Annotated in this window: 23 protein-coding genes and 1 tRNA gene; 12 read left to right on the forward strand and 12 right to left on the reverse strand. The window is 62.3% G+C overall.

Translation table 11 applies throughout. The annotated features are described in order from the left end of the window. Positions 1-99: 99 nt before the first annotated feature. Positions 100-795 carry an RlmE family RNA methyltransferase gene (locus NKI41_RS06725; RefSeq protein ID WP_352682082.1) on the reverse strand — a complete coding sequence of 232 codons (696 nt, stop codon included), beginning with the start codon at positions 793-795 and terminating at the stop codon, positions 100-102. Beyond that, positions 792-2,213, reverse strand: coding sequence for a Ppx/GppA phosphatase family protein (locus tag NKI41_RS06730; RefSeq protein ID WP_352682084.1), 1,422 nt, complete (start codon positions 2,211-2,213; stop codon positions 792-794). Before NKI41_RS06730 ends, NKI41_RS06725 begins: the two co-directional genes overlap by 4 nt. Positions 2,214-2,541: 328 nt before the next feature. Here NKI41_RS06730 and NKI41_RS06735 point away from each other — a divergent pair, with 328 nt between their 5' ends. Together NKI41_RS06735 and NKI41_RS06740 are read left to right on the forward strand one after the other, a co-directional pair. After that, on the forward strand, positions 2,542-3,474 hold the full coding sequence (locus tag NKI41_RS06735) for a lysylphosphatidylglycerol synthase domain-containing protein (protein ID WP_352682086.1): 933 nt from the start codon (positions 2,542-2,544) through the stop codon (positions 3,472-3,474). A gap of 333 nt (positions 3,475-3,807) precedes the next feature. Continuing rightward, positions 3,808-3,881: transfer RNA gene (locus tag NKI41_RS06740), tRNA-Gln, on the forward strand. 270 nt (positions 3,882-4,151) lie between these two features. On the opposite strand, the gene NKI41_RS06745 is transcribed toward NKI41_RS06740, so the two are convergent. From NKI41_RS06745 to NKI41_RS06765, 5 genes are all read right to left on the reverse strand, one after another. Then, positions 4,152-4,583 (reverse strand): YybH family protein, encoded by a 432-nt coding sequence (locus tag NKI41_RS06745; RefSeq protein WP_352682088.1) that lies wholly within the window; start codon positions 4,581-4,583, stop codon positions 4,152-4,154. 379 nt (positions 4,584-4,962) lie between these two features. Then, a complete protein-coding gene (locus tag NKI41_RS06750) occupies positions 4,963-5,784 on the reverse strand; it encodes a hypothetical protein (RefSeq protein ID WP_352682090.1) in 822 nt (273 codons plus the stop codon). A 585-nt stretch (positions 5,785-6,369) separates the two neighbouring features. After that, on the reverse strand, positions 6,370-7,299 hold the full coding sequence (locus tag NKI41_RS06755; RefSeq protein ID WP_352682092.1) for a hypothetical protein: 930 nt from the start codon (positions 7,297-7,299) through the stop codon (positions 6,370-6,372). A 139-nt stretch (positions 7,300-7,438) separates the two neighbouring features. Then, positions 7,439-8,095 carry an acyl-homoserine-lactone synthase gene (locus tag NKI41_RS06760; protein ID WP_352682094.1) on the reverse strand — a complete coding sequence of 219 codons (657 nt, stop codon included), beginning with the start codon at positions 8,093-8,095 and terminating at the stop codon, positions 7,439-7,441. 83 nt (positions 8,096-8,178) lie between these two features. After that, positions 8,179-8,901: a LuxR family transcriptional regulator gene (locus NKI41_RS06765; protein WP_352682096.1), complete on the reverse strand. Its 723-nt coding sequence runs from the start codon at positions 8,899-8,901 to the stop codon at positions 8,179-8,181. A gap of 150 nt (positions 8,902-9,051) precedes the next feature. Between NKI41_RS06765 and NKI41_RS06770 the strand changes: the two genes are divergently transcribed. The 3 genes from NKI41_RS06770 to NKI41_RS06780 are packed head-to-tail and all read left to right on the forward strand — an operon-like array spanning position 9,052 to position 11,782. After that, positions 9,052-9,699, forward strand: a complete 648-nt coding sequence (locus NKI41_RS06770) for a cysteine hydrolase family protein (RefSeq protein ID WP_352682098.1) — start codon at positions 9,052-9,054, stop codon at positions 9,697-9,699. Next, positions 9,696-11,015, forward strand: coding sequence for a type I glutamate--ammonia ligase (locus tag NKI41_RS06775; protein ID WP_352682100.1), 1,320 nt, complete (start codon positions 9,696-9,698; stop codon positions 11,013-11,015). The genes NKI41_RS06770 and NKI41_RS06775 overlap by 4 nt, the downstream gene beginning before the upstream one ends. Then, on the forward strand, positions 11,015-11,782 hold the full coding sequence (locus NKI41_RS06780; RefSeq protein WP_352682102.1) for an N-formylglutamate amidohydrolase: 768 nt from the start codon (positions 11,015-11,017) through the stop codon (positions 11,780-11,782). Before NKI41_RS06775 ends, NKI41_RS06780 begins: the two co-directional genes overlap by 1 nt. 64 nt (positions 11,783-11,846) lie before the next feature. On the opposite strand, the gene NKI41_RS06785 is transcribed toward NKI41_RS06780, so the two are convergent. Both NKI41_RS06785 and NKI41_RS06790 read right to left on the reverse strand, forming a co-directional pair. Beyond that, positions 11,847-12,611 carry a hypothetical protein gene (locus NKI41_RS06785; RefSeq protein ID WP_352492975.1) on the reverse strand — a complete coding sequence of 255 codons (765 nt, stop codon included), beginning with the start codon at positions 12,609-12,611 and terminating at the stop codon, positions 11,847-11,849. A gap of 60 nt (positions 12,612-12,671) precedes the next feature. Next, a complete protein-coding gene (locus NKI41_RS06790) occupies positions 12,672-13,547 on the reverse strand; it encodes a DUF7847 domain-containing protein (protein ID WP_352492976.1) in 876 nt (291 codons plus the stop codon). Between the two features lie 152 nt (positions 13,548-13,699). Here NKI41_RS06790 and NKI41_RS06795 point away from each other — a divergent pair, with 152 nt between their 5' ends. The 6 genes from NKI41_RS06795 (at position 13,700) to NKI41_RS06820 (ending at position 19,650) form a co-directional block, all read left to right on the forward strand. Beyond that, complete coding sequence (locus NKI41_RS06795; protein WP_352682104.1) at positions 13,700-14,326, forward strand: DUF4129 domain-containing protein; 627 nt, start codon at positions 13,700-13,702, stop codon at positions 14,324-14,326. Next, positions 14,323-15,522, forward strand: coding sequence for a DUF4350 domain-containing protein (locus NKI41_RS06800; protein ID WP_352682106.1), 1,200 nt, complete (start codon positions 14,323-14,325; stop codon positions 15,520-15,522). The genes NKI41_RS06795 and NKI41_RS06800 overlap by 4 nt, the downstream gene beginning before the upstream one ends. After that, positions 15,509-16,465 (forward strand): AAA family ATPase, encoded by a 957-nt coding sequence (locus tag NKI41_RS06805; RefSeq protein WP_352449246.1) that lies wholly within the window; start codon positions 15,509-15,511, stop codon positions 16,463-16,465. The genes NKI41_RS06800 and NKI41_RS06805 overlap by 14 nt, the downstream gene beginning before the upstream one ends. Then, positions 16,462-17,769 carry a DUF58 domain-containing protein gene (locus tag NKI41_RS06810; protein ID WP_352501473.1) on the forward strand — a complete coding sequence of 436 codons (1,308 nt, stop codon included), beginning with the start codon at positions 16,462-16,464 and terminating at the stop codon, positions 17,767-17,769. The genes NKI41_RS06805 and NKI41_RS06810 overlap by 4 nt, the downstream gene beginning before the upstream one ends. Beyond that, entirely contained in the window at positions 17,766-18,797 is a 1,032-nt protein-coding gene (locus NKI41_RS06815) for a stage II sporulation protein M (protein WP_352682108.1), read from the forward strand. Before NKI41_RS06810 ends, NKI41_RS06815 begins: the two co-directional genes overlap by 4 nt. A gap of 64 nt (positions 18,798-18,861) precedes the next feature. Further along, entirely contained in the window at positions 18,862-19,650 is a 789-nt protein-coding gene (locus NKI41_RS06820) for an RDD family protein (RefSeq protein WP_352457151.1), read from the forward strand. Positions 19,651-19,920: 270 nt separating this feature from the next. On the opposite strand, the gene NKI41_RS06825 is transcribed toward NKI41_RS06820, so the two are convergent. Continuing rightward, the gene (locus NKI41_RS06825; RefSeq protein WP_023674428.1) at positions 19,921-20,607 is read right to left on the reverse strand and encodes a D-lyxose/D-mannose family sugar isomerase; all 687 of its coding nucleotides are present in this window, start codon (positions 20,605-20,607) and stop codon (positions 19,921-19,923) included. 246 nt (positions 20,608-20,853) lie between these two features. Here NKI41_RS06825 and NKI41_RS06830 point away from each other — a divergent pair, with 246 nt between their 5' ends. Then, positions 20,854-21,912, forward strand: a complete 1,059-nt coding sequence (locus tag NKI41_RS06830) for a D-TA family PLP-dependent enzyme (protein WP_352682109.1) — start codon at positions 20,854-20,856, stop codon at positions 21,910-21,912. A gap of 226 nt (positions 21,913-22,138) precedes the next feature. Here the strand turns inward: NKI41_RS06830 and NKI41_RS06835 are convergent, their stop codons facing one another. Both NKI41_RS06835 and NKI41_RS06840 read right to left on the reverse strand, forming a co-directional pair. Continuing rightward, the gene (locus NKI41_RS06835) at positions 22,139-22,891 is read right to left on the reverse strand and encodes a heme ABC transporter permease (RefSeq protein ID WP_352473660.1); all 753 of its coding nucleotides are present in this window, start codon (positions 22,889-22,891) and stop codon (positions 22,139-22,141) included. 350 nt (positions 22,892-23,241) lie between these two features. After that, positions 23,242-25,011 (reverse strand): glucan ABC transporter ATP-binding protein/ permease, encoded by a 1,770-nt coding sequence (locus tag NKI41_RS06840; protein WP_352682111.1) that lies wholly within the window; start codon positions 25,009-25,011, stop codon positions 23,242-23,244. Between the last annotated feature and the right edge of the window lie 334 nt (positions 25,012-25,345).

Below are 25,345 nucleotides of genomic sequence, written 5' to 3' on the forward strand. Positions count from 1 at the left end.
GGCGATGATAACTGCAAGCGTGTTGCCAAGCTGGAACACCCCTCATCCGACCTCGCTTCGCGAGGCCACCTTCTCCCACAAGGGGAGAAGGAAAGGGCGCTACCCCTTAAAATCCTTCGCCAGCAAATAAAGCTCCACCGACTCATCGCGTGAGGCCGGTGGCTTGACGTGATGGACCGAGCGGAAATTCCGTTTCAGCCTGGCCAGCAATTCGTTCTCGGCGCCGCCCTGAAACGTCTTGGCGAGGAAATGCCCGCCCGGCTTCAGTACCGACAGCGCGAAATCGGCCGCCACCTCGCACAGATGCATGGTGCGGATGTGGTCGGTCCGTTTGTGGCCGGTGGTCGGTGCGGCCATATCGGAGAGCACGATGTCGGGCTGGCCGCCCAGCGTCTCGGCCAGCTTTTCGGGTGCCTGCGGATCGAGGAAATCCATCAGCAGCACCGGGGCGCCCGGCACGGCGTCCATCTCGAGGTAATCGATGCCGACGACGTTAGGGTGTTCCGCGGTCGACTTGGTACGCACGGCGGCGACCTGGCACCAGCCGCCGGGTGCCGCGCCAAGGTCTATCACCTTCATGCCTGGCTTGAGCAGATGGTGCTTGTCGTCGATCTCGATCAGCTTATAGGCGGCGCGCGAGCGATAGCCGTCGGCCTTCGAGCGCTGGACATAGGGATCGTTGATGTGGCGCTGCAGCCAGCGGCGCGACGATTCCTTCAGGCCGCTTTTCTTCTTGATCTTCGTCTTCAGCACGCGAATGCCGGCGGAGCTCGGTCTTTCCGGTTTCTTGGTCATTGCCGGCCTCGCCGCCAGACGCCATCATCGGCCATCAATTCGCTCAATATGCCCTCGCGCAGGCCGCGGTCGGCGACACGCAGCCGCTCCGACGGCCAGACGGCGCGGATCGCCTCCAATATGGCGCAGCCGGCCAGAACCAGGTCGGCGCGGTCGGCGCCGATGCAAGGGTTGGCGACGCGTTGCTGGAAATCCCAGCCGACCAGTTTTTCGACCATGCGGTCGACGCTGTCGCGATCCATCCACAGCCCGTCGACGCGGCGGCGGTCATAGCGTTCGAGATCGAGATGGACGCCGGCAAGCGTCGTCACGGTGCCCGAGGTGCCGAGCAAATGGAATTTCGGGCTGGCCAGGAGGTGGCTCAGCCGGTCGCGCCCGTCGAAGGCGCGCAGCCGCATTGCGACATCCTCGACCATGGCGCCAAAGATCTCGCGTGTCACCGTGCGGCCGCCAAAACGCTCGGCCAGCGAGACGACGCCGACCGGCAGCGACGTCCACGAGACGATGTGGTTGGCAAGCCTTGGCGAGCGCTGACCGGTGAGGTCGATCAGCGCGATTTCGGACGAGCCGCCGCCGATGTCGAACAGCACGACGCCTTGCGTGTCGCGCTCGACCAGCGAGCCGCAGCCCGACACCGCCAGCCGCGCCTCGGTCTGGCGGTCGATGATCTCGAGCTGCAGGCCGGCCTCGCGCTCGACGCGCTCGAGGAACTCGACGCCGTTGGCGGCGGTGCGGCAGGCCTCGGTGGCGATCAGCCTGGCCTTCCTGACCTTGCGGTTGCGCAATTTGTCACCGCAGATCTTCAGCGCCTCGACCGCGCGGTCCATTGCGGCGTCGCCGAGCCGGCCATTGGCGGTAAGGCCCTCGCCCAGCCTGACGATGCGCGAGAAGGCATCGATGACGCGGAACTGGCCATGGCGCGTCGGCACCGCGACCAGCAGGCGGCAATTGTTGGTGCCGAGATCGAGCGCGGCAAACACCGGCAATTCCTGCAGCGGCGGCGGTGTGCGGGCACCTTGCTCCGGCCTTGGCGAGGATGGAGGCAATTGCGCGATCGAAGGCGATTGCGCGATCGAGGACTGCGGCGCGATCGAAGCCGCTGGCTGGGACGGGCGAGCGGCCGAGGCCCCGCCGGCGACGGGCACCGAAGTGCCTGTTATCACCGGACGAGCCTCGTCGCGTGCGAAAACCTTGCGCCCGCGCCGCCGCTTGCGCCGCTTCTTGGGTTTGCCGTTCTGATGCGAGCCGTTCTGGCCCTTGTGGTCGTGGGACGTGTCGCCAGCCTGTCCATTGCCGGACCAGGGTTGCACCTGACGGCCGTAGCGTCCGGTGGATGGGCTTGCCTGGCCGGACGGCGTCGGCGAACCCCTGGACACGCCCACTTCCGGCGCGCCAGCGCCGGCGTCGTGGTCTTCCACTGTCGTTCCTTCCGGCGCCGCGCGAACCGGAGACCGGACGCAGCAGGCGCTTTTACATGTTCAAGTTGCCGCCAGACTATCAGCGCACGGCCGGATCACCAAGAGCGCTCGCGGCGAATTTTGCCGGCGGCGTGAAGGCGGCGACGTCGGTGAGCCCTTGTCCCCTTGGGAGAAGGGAAGGCGCGAGCGCCACAACGCGCCTTCCCGGTTGAATAGCCGGCTTCAATGAGGCATTTCTGAAATGGAGGGTAAATCATTCGGCAACGCGGGCGGTTTGCCTGCTGCGAACCGGAAAACGGTACGGGCTGCAACGCATGATCGTCATGCCATGAACTGGAGGCGCTATTTCTGGCCCGTCATCGGCATCGCCGCGGTGGTGTTCTCGCTGTGGCTGCTGCTGCACGAATTGCGCGGCATCTCGCTCGACGATGTCTGGGCCGGCATAATCGCCATCCCGGCGCGCGGCTGGGTGCTGGCGGCGCTGAGCTCGGTCGTCGCCTATGCCTCGCTCGCCGGCTACGACCACATCGCGCTGCTGCACATCGGCAAAAAAGTATCGTGGCTGTTCGTCACCTTCTGCTCATTCACCACCTACGCGCTGTCGCACAATATCGGCGGCTCGGTGTTTTCCGGTGCGGTGATCCGCTACCGCGCCTACGGCACCAGGGGCCTGACCGGGCAGGATGTCGGCATTCTGGTGGCGATCTGCTGGATCACCTTCGTGCTGTCGACGCTGTTCGTCTCAAGCATCGTCCTGCTGCTCGAGCCCGAGGTGATCGACCGGTTTTCCGGCACGCCGCATCACCGGCTGGCGCAGGCGGGAGGGTTCGCCATGCTGCTCGTGGTGGCGGCCTACATATTCGGCAGTTGGCTGCATCTGAGACCACTCAGGATCGGCAGCTTTCAGCTTCACTATCCGGCGCTGCCGATCGTCGCGCGGCAATTGCTGGTCGGCCCGATCGAGCTGCTGGCGGCGGCGGCGATCATCTTCTTCGCCCTGCCCGTATCAGGCAATCCCGGCTATTTCGTCGTGCTCGGCGTTTTCCTGGTGTCGTTCTCGATCGCGCAGATCTCGCATGCGCCGGGCGGGCTCGGCGTGTTCGAGGTGGTGTTCCTCGCCGGCTTGTCACACATGGACCAGGTCGGCGTGCTGGCGGCGCTGCTGGTGTTCCGGCTGTTCTACCTGATCATCCCGCTGCTGATCGCGCTCGGCGTGGTGCTGTTCTTCGAGCACTCGCAATACAGCCGCAGCGAGAGTTGAAGCTTGGGCAATCGCGTCAGGCCTGATGACGACCGTGAGAAGATCAATCCTCAATGTCGGCGCCGCCCCTCAACCCCCTGCCGGGACCTTGTCCCCGTGAAGAACGGGGAGAAGGGGCTCGGACGCAATGCTGGCGACCCCCTCTCCCCGTCCTCCGCGGGAAGAGGGTGAGGAGCAGCGCAAACGCCGGCAGGAGTGACGACAGGGCAAATCTGAAGCAACCGCGCCGATTGAAATGCCTACGGCAGGGTTGACTATTTTCCGGCGGCGGCTACAAGGCACGCGCGGCGACATCGTCGCCCTGCCCGTGTGGTTTTCAACGGCCGCGCCTGCTGGGGAATAGGTTAACGGTAGACCCACGGACTCTGACTCCGTTAGTCCTGGTTCGAATCCAGGTTCCCCAGCCAAGCAATTTCAATTACTTAGCTACCGAACCCGCTCCTCCAGGAATAACTTCCGTCGAATTACGGTGGTCGAATTACGGTGACAGTGCACTTTTCCCGTGTCGCCCTCTCCAGTATTGTCGCGTCGCCGACGTCGCGGTTTTCGATGCACCCGTGGGCCGAGAGCATCGCCGTGCAAATCGGCAAAGCCGCGAAACCCGGAAAACGAGGCAGGCGGCGAAAGGAAATTAGTGCACAGTCACCGTAATTCCTAAAACCTCTCCGGCAACCCTTCTACTCCCCGACAATGGACGTCGGCGGGCGTGCCGAGGTTATCGAATCGGCATGACGAAGGACGATCCTCCACGCGCCTTCCTCGCGCCGGAATATGGTGGTGACTCGAAGCGCAATCGGCACCAGTTTGTTGCCACCACCGACCTTGGATTGGAACCGCTCGACCTCGATGATGTATCCCAAGTCGGCTGTCGCATACTCCGAGATGCGCTCAAAGCCGATGGCCTTGCCGTGCCGGTAATTGGTGGCGGCCCGTTCCATAGTCTCAGCGGCCTTTCTCCATCCCTTCGCCGGCGGGCCAAAGGGATTGGCAATAATGACGTCGTCCTGTCGCGAGTAGAGGTTTTTCAGGGGCTCAGGATCGCCCTTTACGAAGGCATCCAGAGCCAGATGATCCTGCTCGATAAATTTCGTCAGGTCGGAGGCTAACATCTTAACATCGCCCCATGACTAAAAAGAGAACTTTATCAAGCGCTTCATCCGCCCTTCGCCTTGCCGTAGGCGTTCGGGCTGGTCCGGAGTATAGATCAGAATTACGGTGAGTGCACTTTTTACCATGTGGCTCCCGCCGCATGGTGCACCTTGCCGGCGTTCCCGGTCTGCCGCATCCCGGGAATCGGCAAAGCCGTGAAATCCGGAAAACCAGGGCAGGCGGCGAAAAGAAAATAGTGCACTGTCACCGTAATCGCCGGGCCCAGCCAAACCGGATGCCCTGCGGATAACTTAACTTTACGGGCCTCTCACCGTTTTGGCGCATAATCACACCTTAGCGATCTCATATGATACCATCAAAAAGTGCCGACAAGCTGGCTCAGAGGCATTCCGACGGAAGCTGGAATATTTTGCCCCCGGGACCCGTTTTACCGCCCCTAAGGGCGACGCATCCTTGGTTCGGAACATCGGGAGTTTGTTCGGGTGTTTGCGAGCGTTTTTCCGGCTTGCTCGGAATGACGCCAAAAGGAGTCCCTCCAGTCCTAATGACCTTTCCCCCGATAATATGAACCGCGTCAATCTTGACGTTCAGGTGTTGGATGTCGGACCGCGAAGAATCATAAGACGCGTTACCCTTTACAGGAACGATGTCGAACCCAAGTTTGAGTCCAGCCTTTTGAACGACCACGAAATCGCTATCATATTCGTAGCTCTGCATCGAGACTTTCGGTGCGCCTGCTACAGCGGCATCCAGGCTCGCAACTACTTGCCCTATCCAACCAGAGAATCCTGCATCATGGCCAACGGCGTATGGAGTGTTGCAGACATCGAGGTTCGCGGCGCTCATATCGACGTTGAAGTGAATTTCGCTATTGTTTGTAAGGGTTCTGTCATTCGATGCCGTAAAGCCGGGCGTAAGGCTTCCAGCAGTGGCTACAGGAATGCCTACGCTGGCACCTCCCCCTATAGTTTTTCCCTCAACGACGTTAACCTTCAGAGTAACCTTGGCAACACCAGACAAGAGGCCCGTTCGACCACTCTTGTCTCGATATATCGCCTTCGCAAGTCCACACTTTATCGAACCGACAACTTCGTGAAGAGGCACAACTGGCGTGGCCTTTGGGTCGCTCTGAAACTGCGTCGATGCGCAGCCTTGTAACAAGCTCAATACTACTGAGCAAAGAACCGTGGCGCCCCTCATTCCAACCACTCCTCCCCCAGTTTGCGCAACTAACTGATTCCTTCTATGCAAAGCGGTAAAGACTCAAATCTGCTTGACAGTTGGCCGCGAGCGTTTCGTTATTATGGAACACATTGCGTGCCGTTTGTGGTCGCCGCGGTAACAGCACCGTGATCGTTAGCTCGAGCCGCGGCACATTTTGTTGATTTCCCGCCTCCATAGTATTTGTCGGTGTTGGCGCATATATACGTGTTTCGATAACTTTGGTGCCGTTCGGGCTCCCCATCGTTTCGCCAAGAAAGCATGAGATCTTGGACAACCGGTGGACCTCCGCCAGGACATCGCCCCTCATTCGTCCAGGTCTCATAATAGTTCTCGCTGTAATAATATTAATAAGTGTACTTGTATTTCACATGTAGACAATATTGCGTTACACGCTGACCAACACCGCGCCAATGCGATGGCGACGACTTCTGTTGGGTATAATGTCTCTCTATTGGCATATCGGCGGCAAAAGACGCATCGACCCGAGACAACAAATAAGAATCGCCACAGCCGCTTCCACTGTACGCATGATAACTCCTCCTTATGCGAAGCGTTGTAGGCTCAAATCTGCTTGATAGTTGCCCCGATGCCAATCCCATCGGCCGAGGCTGGGAGTGCAATCGACGCGATCGCAAAGCGAGAATGCAATAGCGGCACGGTCTCGACGAGCTGAGACGCGTCATAAACCGCCAGCAGTTTCTTCGCTAAAACCTCATTGGCAATCCCTTCAAGGGGAATCTTGTCTAAAATCTTGTAGTTGAGCCGGAGTTTGTCGAAAACACCATGAGCGAGGATGCGGGTTCCCGATGCCGCGAGATCGGCATGCGCTTGAGCCTTCAATCCAACTGACACCGTTACACTGGCTACACGGTCGCACTTAATCACTTTCTTCCAGTTAAAACAAAATTTGTAGCAATTCCACCATGGATATTTCACCCACAACTCGCCAGTTGCCTTCACGTTGACAACAACCCCCGTCAAATCGATCCTGGGGGAGGCAAGTCTAAGATTAGGCTTGTTGTCTAGCCGAACACGCAAGTACGGACACCAAGCGTAAGCTCCCCAGTCTCCGAGCGTATGGATAAGATTTTCTATGCCTCCATCCACGACCGCCTGCAATTCCTTCTTATCAGGGCCAACGTATTCTCTGCCGGCTCGGTCTGCCGCATCTAGTACTTTCTTTGCTTGCTCGATGATAGAACCAGCGAATGAATAGATTTTATCGTTAAGTTCAGAATCCTTTTTGTCACCTCTGATTGAGCTTTCGAACATCTCACCTAATTCGGCTTTGCTGTACTCGTAGAACTCGCCCACCTCTGCGATGGCCATGCTCGAACACCCAGGAAAATCCTGTCGCCGCTCGACTACAGTGAACGGGTACGCTACTGAGCCAAGCAACTTGTCACAGGCTGATTGATATACCTTCGCCTCCAGATCGCTCCCGACGACAGGCTTCGAGCCCTTCTTTGTGATCACTTCGGTCATGCTCATCTTGTCCTCCCAAATGCGAACTTCTGCGTCGTTGAAGTTTTGATTTTCTGCCTTCGATGTTCTTTTGAGATGCCGTGCGGCCGTCTTTCGCAGCTTTGGACCTGTCTCGATTCTGCTCGTGGTCTGACACCGGGACTGATCAGGCGATCTCGTACGCCCTGTCGGGCCACCGGATGAATGGTAATTGGGCCCCCCGCCGAACCAGCAGACTCTGCTCGAACCCCAAGATCTTCCGAACGCTCGCGAGCGCCGCCTCATTCACCTCGATATACGCGACGATATACCATTCGCCGTTTTCTTCCCTGGCCATGCCCATCGGCTCGGCGCGCCACTTCAGCGCGCCATGGTGGGGCATGAAGTAGGTTTCCTGGATTCCGCCGACGGCGCTGAGGCCCTCGTCGAGAGCGTATTCCATCACCGCGCAGCACAGCTGCGTCAGCGTGCCCCTCAGTCCGGCAGTTCGTTTGTCGGGAACGACGAATGTGCGCGTCCATTCGGCCCAGTCGGGACGCCTCGGGACGCCCGATTTTTCGCACATGTGAGAAAAGACCTCCGAGACCATGTGCGGCTCGCTCGTTGGGATCAATCGAGCCGATGTCACCACGCGACCATCTTCGATACCAAGCAGGTAAGTCGCCGCTTCGGTATCGAATTGGTCCAGCTCGCGACCGTCCGGGCTCGGAGGGCGCCAATGTTTCTGGTGCACGAAGAAGTCGTGCCGCCGGCGCAGAAACTCGTCGAATTCGTTTTCGTAGAGATGCTTGTTATGCGCGTTGACTACGTGGGCCGTTATCATGGCGCGATCCCCCGATCGTTCTCAACGGGATACTCGCAGTCGCGCTAATATACGTCACCTGTCCGATGGGACAGTTGACGCGTTTAGGGGTGGATCAGACGCCGGCGCACCGCCTCGACGACCGCTTGCGTGGTCGTTGCGACGCCAAAAGCCTCGCGAGCGCGCGTTGAGTGCCATTTGACCGTACGCTCGGTCAGGCCGAGAATCTGCGAGGTTTCGGATGAGGTCTTGCCGGCCGCGGCCCACAAGAGCACTTCTTTTTCGCGGTCGGTCAGCACGCCCTCGTGGTCGTCATCGTCATTCGCCAAGGCCTGGATCGACATGCCCGCGTAGACCGCCATTGTCACCAATTGCACCTGATGGCGCGGCGACAGGGTGCAGGCCTTCGCGGAAGAGGCAAACGACAGCACGGATTGCCAGTGATGCACGCTAAGCATCGGCACGGCGAAGCCGCTACAGATGCCGAACTCCGTCGCCTCGCCAGCGACGCGTCGTGAGCCCTCCGTATCCGACCACTTTGCGGGGACTTCGGACCACAGGAACGGCTTCAAAGTCTTTGCCGAGTAGATGCAAACACCATCAGCCGAGGCATGCTCGGCCTCGACATAGCGCTCGAACCAGCCGGCCGGCCAGCCATTCAGCTCAACCATGGGTGCAAGCTTCTGGCCACCGAGCGGCACGCCGCTCAGGATCAGGTGCTCGAATCCGAGATTCCTCACGGTTTCAAGAAGGTCGCCCAGAAGCGGCCCGGTAGCTGTGTGTTTCCTGCAGCGTTCGACAAAGTCGAACACGTCTGAATCGATCATGACAGAGACCCCCGTCTCCACGCCCGAAAACAAAGCTTATCTTAAATTAGAGACTTCGAATATCCCAATAAGTGCGTCCGCCACGCAGGACGCCTGGACCAAAATCAGCTAAATCAGCCAGACTTGATCAGCGAAGCAGGACCACCAAGCATGACGCCAGCATTGCCGAAACGAAACGAGCCGTTCCGGGCTGGCGAAACCGCGCTGCTGCTGGTCGACATGCAGCGCGTCTGGCTTGAGCCCGGGGCCGATCCGGCGCATCCGGAGCGCGGCCCCGAACACTATTTCTACCGGCAGACGGCGTCGCAAACGATCCCCAACCAGGAGCGCCTGCTGGCGGCGGCGCGGGCCAACGGCGTCGAGGTGATCCATACAATCATCCAAAGCCTGACCGAAGACGGCCGCGACCGCTCGCTCGACCACAAGCTGACGCCGATCCACATCGCGCCGAGCCGGCCGGAGGGCCTGCCGGTGCCGTCGCTGGCGCCGGTCGGCGACGAGATCATGCTGCCGAAGACATCGTCGGGCGTCTTCAACTCGACCAACATCGACTATGTCTTGAAAAACCTCGGCGTGCGTTACCTCATCGTCGCCGGCATCATGACCGACCAGTGCGTCGACATGGCGGTGCGCGATGCCGCCGATCGCGGCTATCTCGTCACCTGCGTATCCGACGCTTGCGCCGCCGCCTCGCAGGAGCGTCATGACGGCGCGCTAAAAGCCTTCGGTGGCTATTGCTGGGTCACTGATACCGCCACCGTTACAGGCCGTTTCGAAGCCTTGGGACAAGCTGCATGACATCGACCGTCGAACCGCTGGTTGCCGTCGTCACCACCGATCTGTCGGCGATCACGCGCGGCCGCTCGGTCGTCGAAAGCAAGCTGCAGAAGATCGCGGCGACCGGCGTCGGCTGGCTGCAGGCCAACCTGTCGCTGACGCCGTTCAACTCGATCGTCGATCCCAATCCGTGGGGCTCGTCAGGCGATGTGCGGCTCGTTCCCGATCTCAACGCGCGGTTCCGCACGGCGCTGACCGGATCGGCGACGCCTTTCGACATGGTCGCCGGCAACATCGTCGAACTCGACGGCAGCCCGTGGGTCGGCTGTACGCGGACCATGCTCAAGGATGCGCTGGCGGAGTTGAAGGCGGCAACCGGGCTTTCCGTCATCGCCGCCTTCGAGCATGAATTCCATATCGAGGGCGACTTCGCACCGGCTCATTCGATGTCGTTGGCCGCACTGCGCCGCGCCGATCCGTTTGCCGCCAATCTTATGGCGGCGCTGGCGGAGGCCGGCGTCGCGCCCGAAGTGGTAATCGCCGAGTTCGGCACCGACCAGTTCGAGGTGACGTGCGAGCCGGCCGATGCGCTTGCCGCGGCCGATCGCGCCGTCGCCATCCGCGAGATCACGCGCGAAGTCGCGCGATGCGCCGGCTCGCGGGCGAGCTTCGCACCCAAGATCGCGCCGGATGCCGTCGGCAACGGCGTCCACATCCATTTCAGTTTCGTCGACGAGGCCGGCAAGCCGGCGACCTGCGATCCGGCACAGCCGGGCGGCCTTTCCAGCCAGGCCGCTTCGTTCTGCGCCGGCGTGCTGCGCCATCTGCCCGCAATCACCGCCATGACGGCGGCGAGTGTGTCGTCCTACTACCGGCTGAAGCCGCATAGCTGGAGCTCGTCCTACACCTGGCTTGCCGATCGCGACCGCGAGGCGAGCCTGCGCATCTGCCCGACGGTGACGATCGGCGGGCGCGATCCGGCGCGGCAGTACAACATCGAATACCGGGCAGCCGACGTCACCGGCAATCCCTATTTGTCGCTGGCGGCGATCGTGCGCGCCGGGCTGGAAGGGCTGAAGGCCAAGCTGCCGGCGCCGCCGCTTGTCTCGGGCGACCCGACGCTGATGAGCGTTGCCGAGCGCAAGAAGCTTGGCCTCGTGCGGCTGCCGGAAACGCTGCCGATGGCACTCAACGCGCTCGTCGCCGACAAGACCGTCACCGGATGGTTCGCGCCGGTGTTCGTCGAGACCTTTGTCGGCCTCAAGCGGCATGAGACCGAGCGCCTCGCCGGTCTCGACCCAGTGGCTGTCTGCGATCTCTACCGGACGCTGTATTGATGGCTGCCAACGCCATCCTACCGGAAGGTTGGCTTCCAGCGGTCGAAGCAATCAACGAAACGGGGCGTTCCGATATCGTTCTGATATGCGAGCATGCGTCCAATCATATTCCGGCCGAGTATGCGCGGCTCGGTCTCGACAGCCGCCATTTGCAGCGCCATATCGCCTGGGACATCGGCGCCGCCGCAGTGACCCGCCTTCTGTCGAAGCTGCTCGATGCTCCGGCTTTCCTCAGCTCCTATTCGCGGCTTTTGATCGATCTCAACCGGCCGCTTGGTTCCAGCGGCAGCATTCCGGTGCTATCGGAGGACACCGGCATCCCCGGCAATGTCGGCCTCGATCCGGAGGAGCGAAGCCGGCGTGCCGAAATCATGTTCGCGCCGTTTCATGACCGCGTGGCCGCCCATCTCGACGACCGGGCGAAGCAGGGCAGACCGACGCGGATCGCGACGGTCCACTCCTTCACGCCGGTCTTCCTCGGCATTGCGCGGCCCTGGCACGCCGGCGTGCTTTACGACCGGGCAGTCGATTTCGGCCAGGCAGTGCTTGCCGGCCTGCGCGCCGACGGTGCGCTCAACGCCGCGGCAAACGAGCCCTACGTGATCAGCCGCGACGGCGACTACGCCATACCGGTCCATGGCGACGATCGCGGCATTCAGGCCGTCCTCATCGAGATCAGGCAGGACCTGCTGGCGAGCCGCTCCGGCATCGAGGAATGGGCGAAGCGGCTGGCGGCGGCGTTGCCGGTGCAGACACAGGGTTTGTGAACAAGCTCGGCGGCTCGAGCGCAACGCGAGAGCCGAGCCGTCGATGAAAAGCCTCCACCCGTCCTCAGGAGAAGATTTCCGCCAAGTCTTCGACGCTCGTGCCTTCCTTGACCTGGCGCAGCTCGACATAGCTGACGGCGATGGCAGTGGAAAACACGACTTGCTCGACCGCGCGCGCCAGAGCGTCCAGGAAGAACACGAGCGGAATGCCTAAGTGGGATAGGACGCGGCCCAACGTGAAATTTGTTGCGACCAAAGCTACGAACAGGGGGAACCAGAGACTGAGCAGAGACCAACGGCTGCCCTTGGAAAGATCGCGGCTGCGGCCCAAACTCGCGAATACCCCCAGTTTTTCCTGAATCAGAACCGGTATCGCTACAACCCAGAGAACCAACAACAAAAATCCCGGAACGACGAGCAGCACGAGGCCGACTGTGAAGCCAATGTTGACAATCAGCGAAATGCCGATTGCCGGCAGCAGGAGTGCCACGGCCGTCCCGATGCAATCACGCATCGACGGCCGCTTGCCGCTCAAATCCTCGATGGCAGCGCGCGTCAAAGCCACCTCCAGCAAGGACATGAGGACAATATAGCCGATCGCGCCAACCACCGTGAGCGCGACCCGTTGAACCGAGAATTCCGGGCCGCCATGCTCGACATTCGTAACGGTATTCCTGAACCAGAGCGCAAATACGAATCTCGGCAGGGCGGAGAAAATCAAGGCAAGCCCTAGGCAAAGAACGGGATTGCGTCCGATGACGGCAAAGCTGTCGTTGAAAACCCTGCCGATGCGAAATTTGTCGGGCTGTTCCAGCGTTATTGACGCCACGATATTACCTATCCAGTCCAGACCGATCCTGACGCGATGAAGGCAGCAAATCCCTTGCCGCTACGAGAAGATTTCCGCCAAGTCTTCGACGCTGGTGCCTTCCTTGACTTGTCTCAGCTCGACATAGCTAACGGCGATGGCAACCGATATTACCGTCGACACGACCGTTGACACAACGGCGCTTCCAATCGCGCCCACAATCAGGCCAACGGTCGAGAGGCTGCCGGTAAGGGCGAAAGCCAATCCAAACACCAAAGCGAATGCCATTTGGAAGGCAATCGCCACCAAGAACAGAATCAGCAAAAGGCCGAATAGTGACCAGCGGCTGCCCTTCGTCAGGGCGCGGCTCCGCGACATCGAGCCAAACACGCCAAGGCGCTCCTGGATCAGCACGGGTACGGAAACCGATATACCAAGCAACCACATGATGCCGGGAACAAGCAGCATCACGAACGCGACGATCGTCCCGAAGATCGGGATAATCAGCCCTGCGACGGCAATCGCAACAACCCCGAGGACCATGACGAAAAAGACCACCAGCCCGATCCCAAGCGTCGGGAATATGCAGCGTAAAGCTATTTGGATGCAGTCACCGATTGCCGGGCGCTTGCCGTTCAAGTCTTCTATCGTCGCCCTCACCAGTGATGATTGAAACAACAAAGCCAGCACAAGATATATCAAGCCAAAAGCCACCGATATTAACGAGTTGCGTAGAATCGCCGAGGGATCGGCAACAGCCATAGTTTCGGGACTAGCAATATTGATGTTGGCAAAATTGCTGTAATTCCAAAGGTTAAGCACCAGTGCCGGAAGGGCGGAAAAAAGAGCCGCTAGTCCGACCAACAGACCCGGATTGCGGCCGATAACCGCAAAACTGTTGCTGAAAACCCTGCCGATGCGAAACTTGTCCGACCGTTCCAATGTCGTTGAAACCATGATGCGTCCCCCGCTTAATCACCGCATATCGGCTGGTGATCCCCGCATTAAATGTGCCAACATTGGAGGTCGACGTCTAGTCCACTTGCAATTGTCTTGCCGCATTGCCAGTGTCGGCTGGGGAACCACAGGTTGCAGGGGAGCGGGTGGCGGTGGCACAGCCAGGCACAGCGGAAGCCGAACGGCTGACCAATCTGCACAAGCAGCTGATCGCCGATGAGTCGATCCAGTTCGACCTGCCGGCCTATGTGCCGCCAAAGCCGCCCGAGTGGCTGAAGCCGCTGCAGGATTTTTTGTCGTGGCTCAGTCCCTACATGATCTATCTGTTCTGGGGGGCGGTGATATCGGGCGTCGCAATCATCCTGCTTTTGGTCTTCCTCGAGGTGAAAGGCATCGCCTGGCGGCTGCCATGGCAGCGCGCGCGGCCCGAAGTCGAAGACGAAGAAACCTGGCGCCCAGACGCCGGCGCCGCGCAGATCCTGTTGTCGCAAGCGGATGCGCTGGCCGCACGCGGCGACTATGACGAGGCGGTTCACCTTTTGCTTCGGCGCAGCGTCGCCGATATTGCCGGCCGGCTGCCGGACTTCCTGCGCCCGTCGCTCACCGCGCGCGACATCGCCAATGCCCCTTCCCTGCCGGGAAGGGCGCGCCATGCGTTTACCGAGATCGCGCGCATCGTCGAGGCGGCGCTGTTCGCGCGCCGGCCGGTCGGCGCGGAAGGCTGGCGGCAGGCGCGCGGCGCCTATGAACGTTTCGCCTTCCGGGATGCCTGGACGTGAGCGCACCGGCGGTCGAGGCACAGGAGCCGTTCAATCGAAAGACACTGTTTTGGGGGATTTTCGCCAGCCTCCTTGCGGCAGCCGGTTTCTTCCTGCTGTCCACCTATGCTCCCGATTTCCGGCAACCCGGCAATGGCGGCGCCACGCCGCTGTCGAAAAGCGGCGTCGGCTACGCCGGCCTGGCGGAATGGCTGCGGCTCACCGGCGAAGCGCCCTTGATGGCGCGGACCGAAGACGACCTTGCCAGAGATATACTGCTGATCGTCACCATCTCGCCCGACAGCGATCCGGAGGCGCTCGACCGCATTCTAGAGCTTCGCGATGACCGCGAGACTCTCTTCGTGCTGCCCAAATGGCAGACCTTGCCCCTCCAGCAGCATGAGGGATGGAAGATGAAAATCGAGCGTTTGCCCGACACCGTAGTCAACAATTGGCTCGGCCGGATCGCCAAGGCCAAGCTCGGTGTCGGCAGGAGCACCGTCGAGCAACTCGAGATCCGGGGCCATCTCGTCGCCGCGCCGCAAGACATGCAATGGGTTGCCGACGATCACCCGATCATTGCGGCAGGCAGCGGCAAGGCCGTCCTCGTCGAATTCCAAGACAAACCCTTTTTTATCCTGACCGACCCCGACCTAATCAACAATTCCGCGCTTGGAGATGCCGACAAGGCGGCCGCGGCGCGCGACCTGATCCAATGGCTGCGGCCTGGCAAGGGTCTGGTCATGTTCGATCTGACACTGCACGGCGGGGCGCGGAAATATGACCTCGCCAAGCTTCTGGTCGAGCCGCCGTTCCTGGCGCTGACACTGACGATCCTGATCGCTGCGGCGCTGGCGTTCCTGCATGGCCTTGGCCGGTTCGGCCCGCCGCGTATCGACCAGCGCGCGATTGCCTTCGGCAAGCGTGCGCTGGTCGATACGACGGCGATGCTCATGCGGCGTGCCGGCCGGCTGGACGAACTGGGAGGCCGCTATGCGGCCTTGATGCGGGTACGCGCCGGCGCGCTGCTCGGGGCACCGCAAGGGTTGCAAGGCAAAGCGCTCGACCACTGGCTCGACTCTCGCGATAAGGAGCAAGCCGGCGGCTTCACGACGCGCTCGCAAGCGGCCGGCGAGGCGAAGAATCTGACACAGATGCAACAGGCAGCAGAACGGCTGCATGACTGGACGGCAAGGAGGCTCGGTGAACGTCGATGATGTGAAGGCCCTGGCGACACGGATCAGGGAAGAAGTGGCCAAGGCGATCACCGGGCAGCACGATACGGTCGACCTGATGCTGACCGCCTTGTTTGCGGGCGGGCATATCCTGCTGGAAGGTCCTCCGGGCACGGCCAAGACCATGACCGCGCGCTGCTTCGCCCAGGCGCTTGGGATCGCCTACGGGCGGATCCAGTTCACGCCGGACCTGATGCCCGGCGATATCGTCGGGTCGAACATCTACAACTTCCAGACCGGGCAGTTCACGCTGACGCGCGGCCCGATCTTCTGCGATCTCCTGCTTGCCGACGAAATCAACCGCACGCCGCCCAAGACGCAGGCCGCACTGCTCGAGGCGATGCAGGAGCATGCGGTCACCTTCGACGGCACCACGCATTCGCTCGGCCGCAATTTCATGGTCGTCGCGACCCAGAATCCGATCGAGCACCAGGGCGTCTATCCGCTGCCGGAGGCGCAGCTCGACCGCTTCCTGTTCAAGCACCGCGTCAGCTATCCCGGCCCCGAGGAAGAACGAGCCATCATCGTCCATCACGGCGGCGGCTCCGCCTCGCACGACATCGCGCAATATGGCATCGAAGCGCAGACGGACCGCGAGACGCTGCAGGAGGCCCTTGAAGTCGTCGGCTCCGTCACCCTTGTCGACGATGTCGTCGGCTACATAGCGGCGCTGGTTCGGGCTACGCGCGAAAATGCCGATCTGGAGGTCGGGGCCAGTCCGCGCGCCGGCGCCATGCTGGCGCGGGCGGCGCGTGCGCGGGCGGCGCTGGACGGACGCGCCTATGTGATCCCCGACGACGTCAAGGCGCTGGCGGTGCCGGCGCTGCGTCATCGCGTCATCCTTTCGCCTGCCGCACAGATCGATGGCCGGCTGGTCGAGCAGATCGTCTCCGACCTGGTCGACCAGACGGAAGCACCACGTTGATCTATCCCAGCGGCCGAGCGGTATGGGCAGCTGCGGCCGGCGCGGTGCCGGCCTTCCTGGTCGCGTTAGCATTGCCGTCGTTCTGGTATCTGGGATTGCTGTGGAGCTGTCTGCTGCTTGCCTTCCTGGCGGTGGATGCAGCAGCCGGACGCGGACGGGCATCGCTGAATGCCAGCATCGATGCGCCGCACCAGGTCGGTGTCGGCGGCGAGTTCAGCGTGCACGTCGCCGCCCGTCACTCGGGCCCGCGCGCCGCGGAGGCCCGCGTCGGCCACGATGCGCGTCTGGCGCCGGTGGACGGCAGCGGCGGCGCCTTGCTGCCGACCGCCGGAGGCGGCTCGCTCAACCTCCGCTTCCAGGCGCTGCGGCGCGGCGTCGCCAGCTTCGACCGTCTCTGGGTGCGCTGGCGCGGGCCGTTCGGGCTGGTCTGGAACCAGGTCGTGCTGCCGGTGGAAAGCAAGGTTGCGGTGCTTCCCGACGTCAGCAGCGCTCGCGGCGAGGCGATCACGCTGCTGCAACATGCGGCGCTTGCCGAAGGCCATGCGCAGCGCCGCGCCGGTCAAGGCCGCGAGTTCGACGCGCTCAAGGACTACCAGCCGGGCATGGGCCGGCGGATGATCGACTGGAAGCGCAGCGCCCGCCACGGCAAGCTGTTGGCGCGCGAGTTCCGCATCGAGGAGAACAACAACATCGTGCTGGCCATCGACAGCGGACGCCTGATGTGCGAACCGGTCGACGGGGTGCCGAAGGTGGACCGGGCGGTGACGGCCGCCCTGCTGTCGGCATTCATCGCGCTGAAGGGCGGTGACATGGTCAGCTTGTTCGGCTTCGATGCAAGGCCGCGCGTTTCGAGCGGCGCGGTGCGCGGCCCCGCCAGCTTTGCGATGATCCAGAAACGGGCCGCCGAGATCGATTATTCCAGCGAGGAGACCAATTTCACGCTGGCATTGACGACGCTGGCGGCGCGGCTCGACCGCCGCTCGCTGGTCATCATCTTCACCGATTTCGTCGATCCGATCAGTGCGGAATTGATGCTGCGCACCGTGGGCCGGCTCACCGAACGGCATCTCGTGCTGTTCATGATGATGAAGGACACCGAACTGGAGGGCCTGGCCGACCTGCCGCCACGCTCCGGCGAGGATGTTGCCCGCGCGGTCGTTGCCGGAGGGCTCTTGCGCGAAAGGCAGGTCGTCATCGGCCGGCTGCGCCTGCTCGGGGCGCATGTGATCGAAGCCGACCACAACCGGCTGGGTCCGGCGCTGGTCGAGCGCTATCTGCAGTTCAAGCAGGAGGACTTGCTGTGACGGCGCCAGTCGCCGACAATGCTGCACGCGGCGACGCGGTACGCCAGTCGCTGGCCAGCTTCCGCCGCGAGCGCGAGGCCGACTGGAAGGCATTCGAGGCGCTGCTGGCGCGTGTCGAGAAGCGTGCGCCGCGGACGCTTTCCGAAGAGGAGTTGCTGTCACTGCCGCTGCTCTATCGATCGGCGCTGTCTTCCCTGTCGGTGGCGCGCGCGACATCGCTCGATAATGCGCTGGTCGGCTATCTCGAAGCGCTGTCGCTGCGCGGTTATTTCTATCTCTACGGCGCGCGCCGAGGGCTGCGGCAGCGCCTCGCCGATTTCTTCCTGCATGACTGGCCCGAAGCCATTCGCGACCTGTGGCGCGGGACATTGGCGTCGGTCGCGCTGATGGTGATCGGCATTGGTGCAGGCGCCTGGCTGGTGGCATCCGACAAGAGCTGGTTCGACGCGATCATCCCGCCCGGCCTGGCAGGAGGCCGGGGCCCCGACACCTCGGCCGAGCTGCTGCGAGGCATGCTTTATGATGGCGACAATGGCTTTCTCTCAGGCTTTGCCGCCTATCTGTTCACGCACAACGTCCAGGTCGCAATCCTGGCCTTCGCCCTTGGCTTCGCCTTCGCGGTGCCGACGGTGCTGCTGATGCTGTTCAACGGCTGCATGATCGGGGCGTTGTTCCAAGTCTATTGGTCCAAGGGGCTTGGCATGGAGCTCGGCGGCTGGCTGGCCATCCACGGCACAACCGAATTGTTCGCAATCTCTTTGGCCGGCGCGGCGGGCATGCGCATCGGCACCAGCATCGCCTTTCCCGGCGAATTGACACGCATGGCGGCAGCGGCTCGCGCCGGACGCATCGCTGCGAACGCCATGGTCGGGGTCTCGGTCATGCTGCTGTTTGCCGGGCTGCTCGAGGGCATTGGCAGGCAGACCATCACCAGCGACGTCACGCGCTACGGCATTGGCGGGGGCATGCTGGTGCTGTGGATCGGTTATTTCTACCTGTTCCGGGCGGTGCGGCATGGCGATCGTTAAACGCGCCGCCTTCGCGGCTGTACGGCCGCTGATCACGCCCGAAGGCGTCGATCTCCGGATAAAGTTGGCCGACGCCGGCACGCGGGCCTCCGCCTTCCTGCTCGACATCGTGTTCATCGCCGTGGCTGCAATCGTGATCACGATCGTCGCGCTATTCGGGGTGGGAGGCCTTGGCAGCGAGGGATTTCAGCCGCTCTTCGTCGTCTGGATCATCCTGATCTTCTTTCTGCGCAACGCCTACTTCATCGTCTTCGAAGCGGGCCGGCGCGCGGCTACGCCCGGCAAGCGGATCGTCGGCATCCGGGTCGCGTCGCGCAGCGGAGACGGCCTGTCGATCGACCAGGTCATCGCCCGCAACCTGATGCGCGAGATCGAGGTGTTCCTGCCGCTGTCGATCATCGTTGGACGCAGCGGGACCGACCTCGCCGACACGTTGACGACGGTGTTCGGACTGGTGTGGACGCTGCTGTTTGCCTTGTTCCCGCTGTTCAATCGCGACCGCATGCGGATCGGTGATCTGTTGGCGGGGACCTGGGTGGTAGAGGCGCCGAAGCGCGCCTTGCTTGAAGACCTGTCGGCACGGCAGGATCCGGCGGCCGGCGCCTTCCGGTTCAGCCACGCCCAGCTCGATGCCTACGGGATTGCCGAACTCCACAAGCTGGAAGAGGTGCTGCGCCGCGACGACTATTTCGCCCTGCGGACGGTGGCCGAAACGATCGGACGCAAGATCGGCGCGGCACCCCAAGCCCATGACGCACGCGCGTTCCTGACGGCTTACTACGGCGAGCTACGGGCGCATCTCGAACGCAAGCTGCTGCTCGGCAACCGCAGGGCCGACAAGCATGCGCGGTAGCAGTTGCCGAACAGGTGCAGCTAGCGAGAAGCATCGGTGCTGCCCCTCATCCGCCTGCCGGCACCTTCTCCCCGTATAGTGACGGGGAGAAGGGAGATAGACGCAATGTCGACCACTATTCCGCAACGCTGCCAGTTTGCGAAACCATCTGCGATAGCGTCTTTCTCCCCGTCACTATACGGGGAGAAATGCCCGGCAGGGCAATGAGGGGCGGCGCCGACGAACCTGATGAGCCCCTCTCATGAGCCCCGGTTCAAATGCCACCCTCCCCTATCCCACCCACTTCTCATAATCGGACACCAGCAGATGCAGCGGTGCCGTGTCCTCGTCGATGTCCGCGAAGCGGCCGATCGGCTCGCGGAAGACGTTGTCGGTGAGATCGTCGTTGACGGTCGAGACCTCGCCGATCAGCACGTCCTTGCCCTCGGCCCAGAAGGCATGCCAGACACCCGGCAGCAAAGTGACGCTCTGGCCTGGGTCGAGCTTCAGGAGCCCACCCGCAGGTAGTCTGTGGATGGTTCCGTCGACAGGCACCGATACTTCGGCCTTCGGATCGATGCCGCCATCGCGATCATGCATGAACAGCTCCAGCACCAGTTTGCCGCCGCCACGGTTGATGATGTCCTCGGCCTTGATGTTGTGGCGGTGCATCGGCGACAGCTGATCCTTGCGCGAGATCATGATTTTTTCGGCATAAAGCATGCCCATGCCCTTCTTCATGTCCTCGTAGCGGCCGTTGCGAACGGTGAACAGGAACAGGCCGAGCTCGTCGAATTTCTCCTGGCCGTAGTCGGTGATGTCCCAGCCAAGCCGCGACGAGAAGATTGCCGACGAATCCTGCCGGCGCGCCTTCATCTCTTCCGGCGACCAGTAGGCGAAGGGCGGCATGATGTAGCCGAACGAGCGGATGAAGGCGTCGGCGTCGCGGATGATGTCGTTGATGGCGGAGCGTTTCATGATCGTGGTTCCTTCCCGTCGCTTTGCGAGCGCTAGAACGGTTCATCGTTTCACGGAAACGCCGAACCGCTCGATCTTTTTTTGGACGCAATTCCGGACGGAAAACCGTTTCACACTTTTCCTGGAATTGCTCAAACCGCAATAGCCGAACGTCCATCCGGTGTCGATGCAAACTGCTGTCGCTGGCCCCATGACATGCGGTCCGATCAGGGCCATAAGGTCAACCAATTTTCCGATGGTGAGACCATGCGCAGCATAGACGACCTCGATACGCCGGCGATCCTGATCGATGCCGACCGCGCCGAAGCCAATATCGCGCGGGCGCAGGCCCATGCCGACCGGCACGGGCTGAAGCTCAGGCCGCACGTCAAGACCCACAAGCTGCCCTACTGGGCAAAGAAGCAGATCGCGGCGGGCGCCGTCGGCATCACCTGCCAGAAGATCGGCGAGGCCGAGGTCATGGCCGATGCCGGACTGACCGACATCTTTCTGCCCTACAATATCGTCGGGCGGGCCAAGCTGGAGCGCCTCAAGGCGCTGCACGGCCGCGTAACCCTGTCGGTGACAACGGACAGCATGGACACGCTGATGGGGCTTGCCGCCACCTTTGCCGATCCCGGCCACCGCCTGCCGGTGCTGGTCGAATGCGACACCGGCATGGGCCGCTGCGGTGTGCAGTCGGCCGGCGAGGCAGTCGCGCTGGCGAGCGAGATCGACAAGGTTCGGGGGCTCGTCTTCGGCGGCTTGATGACCTACCCGGGGGCCGGCCGCGCCGCCGAGACCGAGGCGTGGCTCGCCGAAGCGCGGCAAGCACTTGCCGCAGCCGGCCTTGCTTGCGAGCGCATCTCCAGCGGCGGCACACCCGATATGTGGCGTTCCGGCGAGCACAGCGTCGTTACCGAATACCGGCCCGGCACCTACATCTATCTCGACCGCTACCAGGTCGCCAAAGGCGTCGGCAGCCTCGACGATTGCGCACTGACGGTGCTGTCGACGGTGGTCAGCCACCCAACGCCGACACGCGCCATCCTCGACGCCGGCAGCAAGGCCCTGTCCAGCGACACACTGGGGCTCGCCGATTTCGGTGAGCTGCTGGGCATTTCAGGCGCAAGGGTGACCAGCCTCAGCGAAGAGCACGGCAACGTCACGCTGTCAGGCGGCGCCGAGCTTCGCATCGGCGAGCGCGTGCGCGTCGTGCCCGACCATTGCTGCGTCGTCACCAACCTGTTCGACGAGGTGCATCTGATCGAAGGCGACAAGGTGCTGGAAACGCTGCCGGTGGCAGCACGCGGGCGGATGGGGTGAGTCCAGCTGGAGCGCGTGCGCTTCAGGTACAAAATCCTTCAAACGCTGGAGGGACAGCACCCCCCCTCTGGCCTGCCGGCCATCTCCCCCTCAAGGGGGGAGATCGGTAGCTTCGCCTCTCTTTCAACATTCGCGATTGGCGAAACGATACGTGACATTCAATCTCCCCCCTTGAGGGGGAGATGTCCGGCAGGACAGAGGGGGGCGCGAAGGAACTCGACGGCGGTCAGTTAGCCTGCCTTGCCGCGACGCGGCGCATCGAAATGACTCGGCGGCGGAGGATTTCCGTGCGCATCGCCGCTAGGTGCAGCGCGAAGAAAAGCACGCTGAAGCCGAGTGCCATCACCAGCAATGGCCACAACAGGCTTGGATCGATGGTCGGGCCGCCGAGCCGGAACACCGACGCCGGCTGATGCAGCGTGTTCCACCAGTCGACCGAAAATTTGATGATCGGAATGTTGATGAAGCCGACCAGGGTGATGATGGCGGCGGCCCACGCGGCGCGCCCGGCATCGTCGAGCGCGCGGGTCAGCGCGATGATGCCGAGATACATCAGGAACAGGATGAAGACCGAGGTCAGCCGCGCGTCCCATACCCACCAGGTGCCCCACATCGGCTTGCCCCAGATCGACCCGGTGATCAGTGCAAGGGCGGTGAAGACGGCGCCGATGGGTGCCGCCGATTTCAGCGCCACGTCGGCCAGCGGATGGCGCCAGACCAGCGTGCCCAGTGCCGAGACCGCCATCAGCGTGTAGCACATCATGGCGAGCCAGGCGAAAGGCACGTGGATATACATGATGCGAACGGTGATGCCTTGCTGGAAGTCCTCGGGCGCCGTGAAGCTCATGTAGAGCCCGACAGCGAGGATGATGGCGGCAACGCTCGCCAGCCACGGCACGACCTTCTCGGCCAGCCCGACGAACCGCGTCGGGTTGGCAAGGTCCATCCAGCCGGAGAGGCGTGAAGTCGTGTCGCTCATGCCGCCTTACATAGACCGCCGGCGGAGTTGCGGCAACCGCAGCGGCGGTACGGCGTCTCCCGTTCTCCCCGTGAACGGCGGGGCAATCGCATTTGGATTCTTACGAAGATGGACCCCCACCCTAACCCTCCCCACAAGGGGGAGGGAACGCTGCCGCATGCCCTTACTTCCCCTTTTGGCGCCGAAAGGCAGGCAAATTTGCCGAGGTCAGCGCCAACGGAAGTCTCCCTCCCCCTTGTGGGGAGGGGTTAGGGGTGGGGGTACATCGTAGAGCGAAAGCCTCGGCTCTCCACCTGCGATGGCGCTGCCCCCCTTGTGGTTCCCATAGGGGAGAAGGCAAGCCGCGCTGCTCAAGCGGCTTCGTTCACCGGACGGCTGAGGCGGCGGACCTCCTCGTCGTTGAGCAGGCCGCCGGCGCGCAGCAGGCTGGCGAAGCGACCGTTGCGCAGCGACAGTTCGGTGAACCCGCCCATCTCGACCACCCGGCCCTTGTCCATGAACACGACCAGATCGGCATCGCGAACGGTGGTCAGGCGGTGGGCGATGATGAAGGTGGTGCGGCCGCGCCGCAATTCGTCGATGGCGTCCTTGACGCGGTCTTCCGTCTCGACGTCGAGCGCGCTGGTCGCCTCGTCGAGAACCAGGATGGGCGCGTCCTTCAGCACGGCGCGGGCGATCGCGATGCGCTGGCGCTCGCCACCGGACAGCTGTCCGCCGCGTTCGCCGACGACCGTGTCGTAGCCCTCGCTCTTTGACAGGATGAAATCCTGCGCGGCGGCGGCATTGGCCGCCGCATGGACCTCGTCATAGCTCGCCTCCGCGCGGCCGACGCGGATGTTGTCCTCGATCGAGCGGTTGAGCAGGCCGGCATCCTGGAAGACGGTGGCGATCGAATGGCGCAGCGACTTGCGGGTCACCGTGCGGGTGTCGATGCCGTCGATCAGGATACGGCCGCTGGACGGGGTGAAGACGCGCTGCAGAAGGTTGATGAGCGTCGTCTTGCCGGCGCCCGTCGGGCCGACGATGGCGACGGTCTGGCCGGCCTGGACCTCGAACGACGCGTCGTCGACGCCCTGCCCGGAATTGCCGAACTCGAAGCAGACATTCTCGAAACGCACATGACCCGTGACGTTGACGAGATCGCGCAGCCCATCGGGCTCGGCGGCGTCGGATGCAGAGTCCTCGAGATGATAGAATTCCTCGAGCTTGGCGCGCGCCTCGGAAATCTGGTTGGCGAAGGCCGACATCTGGTCGAGCCGGGCAATCAGCAGCGTGGCAAAGCCGGTAAAGGCGATGACGTCGCCGATGCGCAACTGGCCGTGCGTCACCAGATAGGCGCCGATCAAGAGCACCACCATCATCGAAATCGTCGACGACAGGCGGTGCAGCGCGTTGGCCATCGCCCACCAGTCGAGCACCGGATTCTGTGCGTCGAGCAGGTTCTTGACGTAGCACTTCAGCGCCTCGGTCTCATGGCCGATGCGGTTGTAGCTCTGCAGGACGGCGACGTTGCTGACCGAGTCGGTCACATGCGCAAATACCTTGTGGTAGTGCCGCTCCACGGCCGCCTGGCCTTCCTTGGTGCGCCGCATCACCAGCCGTCCGATGCCGACATAGAGCGCGCCAAGCGCCAGCAGCACCATCGACATGCGGATATCCATGCTGAGCGCGGTGGGCACCAGCAGGACCAACGCAACCGCCGTCGACAGATGCTGCCGCATGAATTCCAGCCAGAGGCTGAACAAGGTCTCGACCGCGCGCAGGAGCGTGTGCAGGGAATTGGAGGTGCCGCACTGATGATGCCAGGCAAGCGGCATGGTGATCACGCGCTCGAACGACTGGCAAAGAACCTCGCTGCGCCGCTGGTGGGCAAAGCGGTCGGCGCCGCGCGCCACCAGCACGAAGGCGATGATGTTGAACGCGCCGAGGCCGGCCCACATTGCGAGCGTCGCGAATACCGAGCCGCGGTCCGAAATGGCATCGATCACCCGGCCGAACATGATCGGCTCGAGAATGGCGATAATGGCAAGCGCGACATTCGCCCCGCAGATAAACGCAACGCGTTTCCTGTCGGCAGCGAGATAACCAAGGGCTCGCCAGTAGATTTGCAGAAGTGACACTTCAGCTACTCCGCCAATTATTTATGGTGCAGTGCGTCATTTTTTGACTCGTATCGGTTGACGCGTCGCAAAACAATGCTCGTCTAGCTCTTCCGTTCCCATTCCGCGAACAAAAGATGACGACGCTTCGAAATTTGCCGTGATCGTCTAACAGTTTGAGATAAAAGGTGAAATGTCAGCGTTGCGGCAAAATCATGGCAGCTGGAAAGCACTGCCACAATTTTAATCAGCAAGACCCTGGGCACGACGTCTAAAGTCGTGTGCAGGCATTCAGCAAGGTCAAACGCAAATATAACCGGTAGAGGCACTTGGAGCGCCCGTGCGTGCCCTGGGA

The organism is Mesorhizobium sp. M0601 (assembly GCF_040320845.1).
GTDB lineage: Bacteria > Pseudomonadota > Alphaproteobacteria > Rhizobiales > Rhizobiaceae > Mesorhizobium.

Coding starts and splice junctions, on each gene's coding strand:
- NKI41_RS06835 (WP_352473660.1), bottom strand. CDS start 22,891: ATGAGCGACACGACTTCACGCCTCTCCGGCTGGATGGACCTTGCCAAC.
- NKI41_RS06745 (WP_352682088.1), bottom strand. CDS start 4,583: ATGTTAGCCTCCGACCTGACGAAATTTATCGAGCAGGATCATCTGGCT.
- NKI41_RS06750 (WP_352682090.1), bottom strand. CDS start 5,784: ATGAGGGGCGCCACGGTTCTTTGCTCAGTAGTATTGAGCTTGTTACAA.
- NKI41_RS06825 (WP_023674428.1), bottom strand. CDS start 20,607: ATGAAACGCTCCGCCATCAACGACATCATCCGCGACGCCGACGCCTTC.
- NKI41_RS06755 (WP_352682092.1), bottom strand. CDS start 7,299: ATGAGCATGACCGAAGTGATCACAAAGAAGGGCTCGAAGCCTGTCGTC.
- NKI41_RS06780 (WP_352682102.1), top strand. CDS start 11,015: ATGGCTGCCAACGCCATCCTACCGGAAGGTTGGCTTCCAGCGGTCGAA.
- NKI41_RS06760 (WP_352682094.1), bottom strand. CDS start 8,095: ATGATAACGGCCCACGTAGTCAACGCGCATAACAAGCATCTCTACGAA.
- NKI41_RS06725 (WP_352682082.1), bottom strand. CDS start 795: ATGACCAAGAAACCGGAAAGACCGAGCTCCGCCGGCATTCGCGTGCTG.
- NKI41_RS06830 (WP_352682109.1), top strand. CDS start 20,854: ATGCGCAGCATAGACGACCTCGATACGCCGGCGATCCTGATCGATGCC.
- NKI41_RS06770 (WP_352682098.1), top strand. CDS start 9,052: ATGACGCCAGCATTGCCGAAACGAAACGAGCCGTTCCGGGCTGGCGAA.
- NKI41_RS06775 (WP_352682100.1), top strand. CDS start 9,696: ATGACATCGACCGTCGAACCGCTGGTTGCCGTCGTCACCACCGATCTG.
- NKI41_RS06735 (WP_352682086.1), top strand. CDS start 2,542: ATGAACTGGAGGCGCTATTTCTGGCCCGTCATCGGCATCGCCGCGGTG.
- NKI41_RS06790 (WP_352492976.1), bottom strand. CDS start 13,547: ATGGTTTCAACGACATTGGAACGGTCGGACAAGTTTCGCATCGGCAGG.
- NKI41_RS06765 (WP_352682096.1), bottom strand. CDS start 8,901: ATGATCGATTCAGACGTGTTCGACTTTGTCGAACGCTGCAGGAAACAC.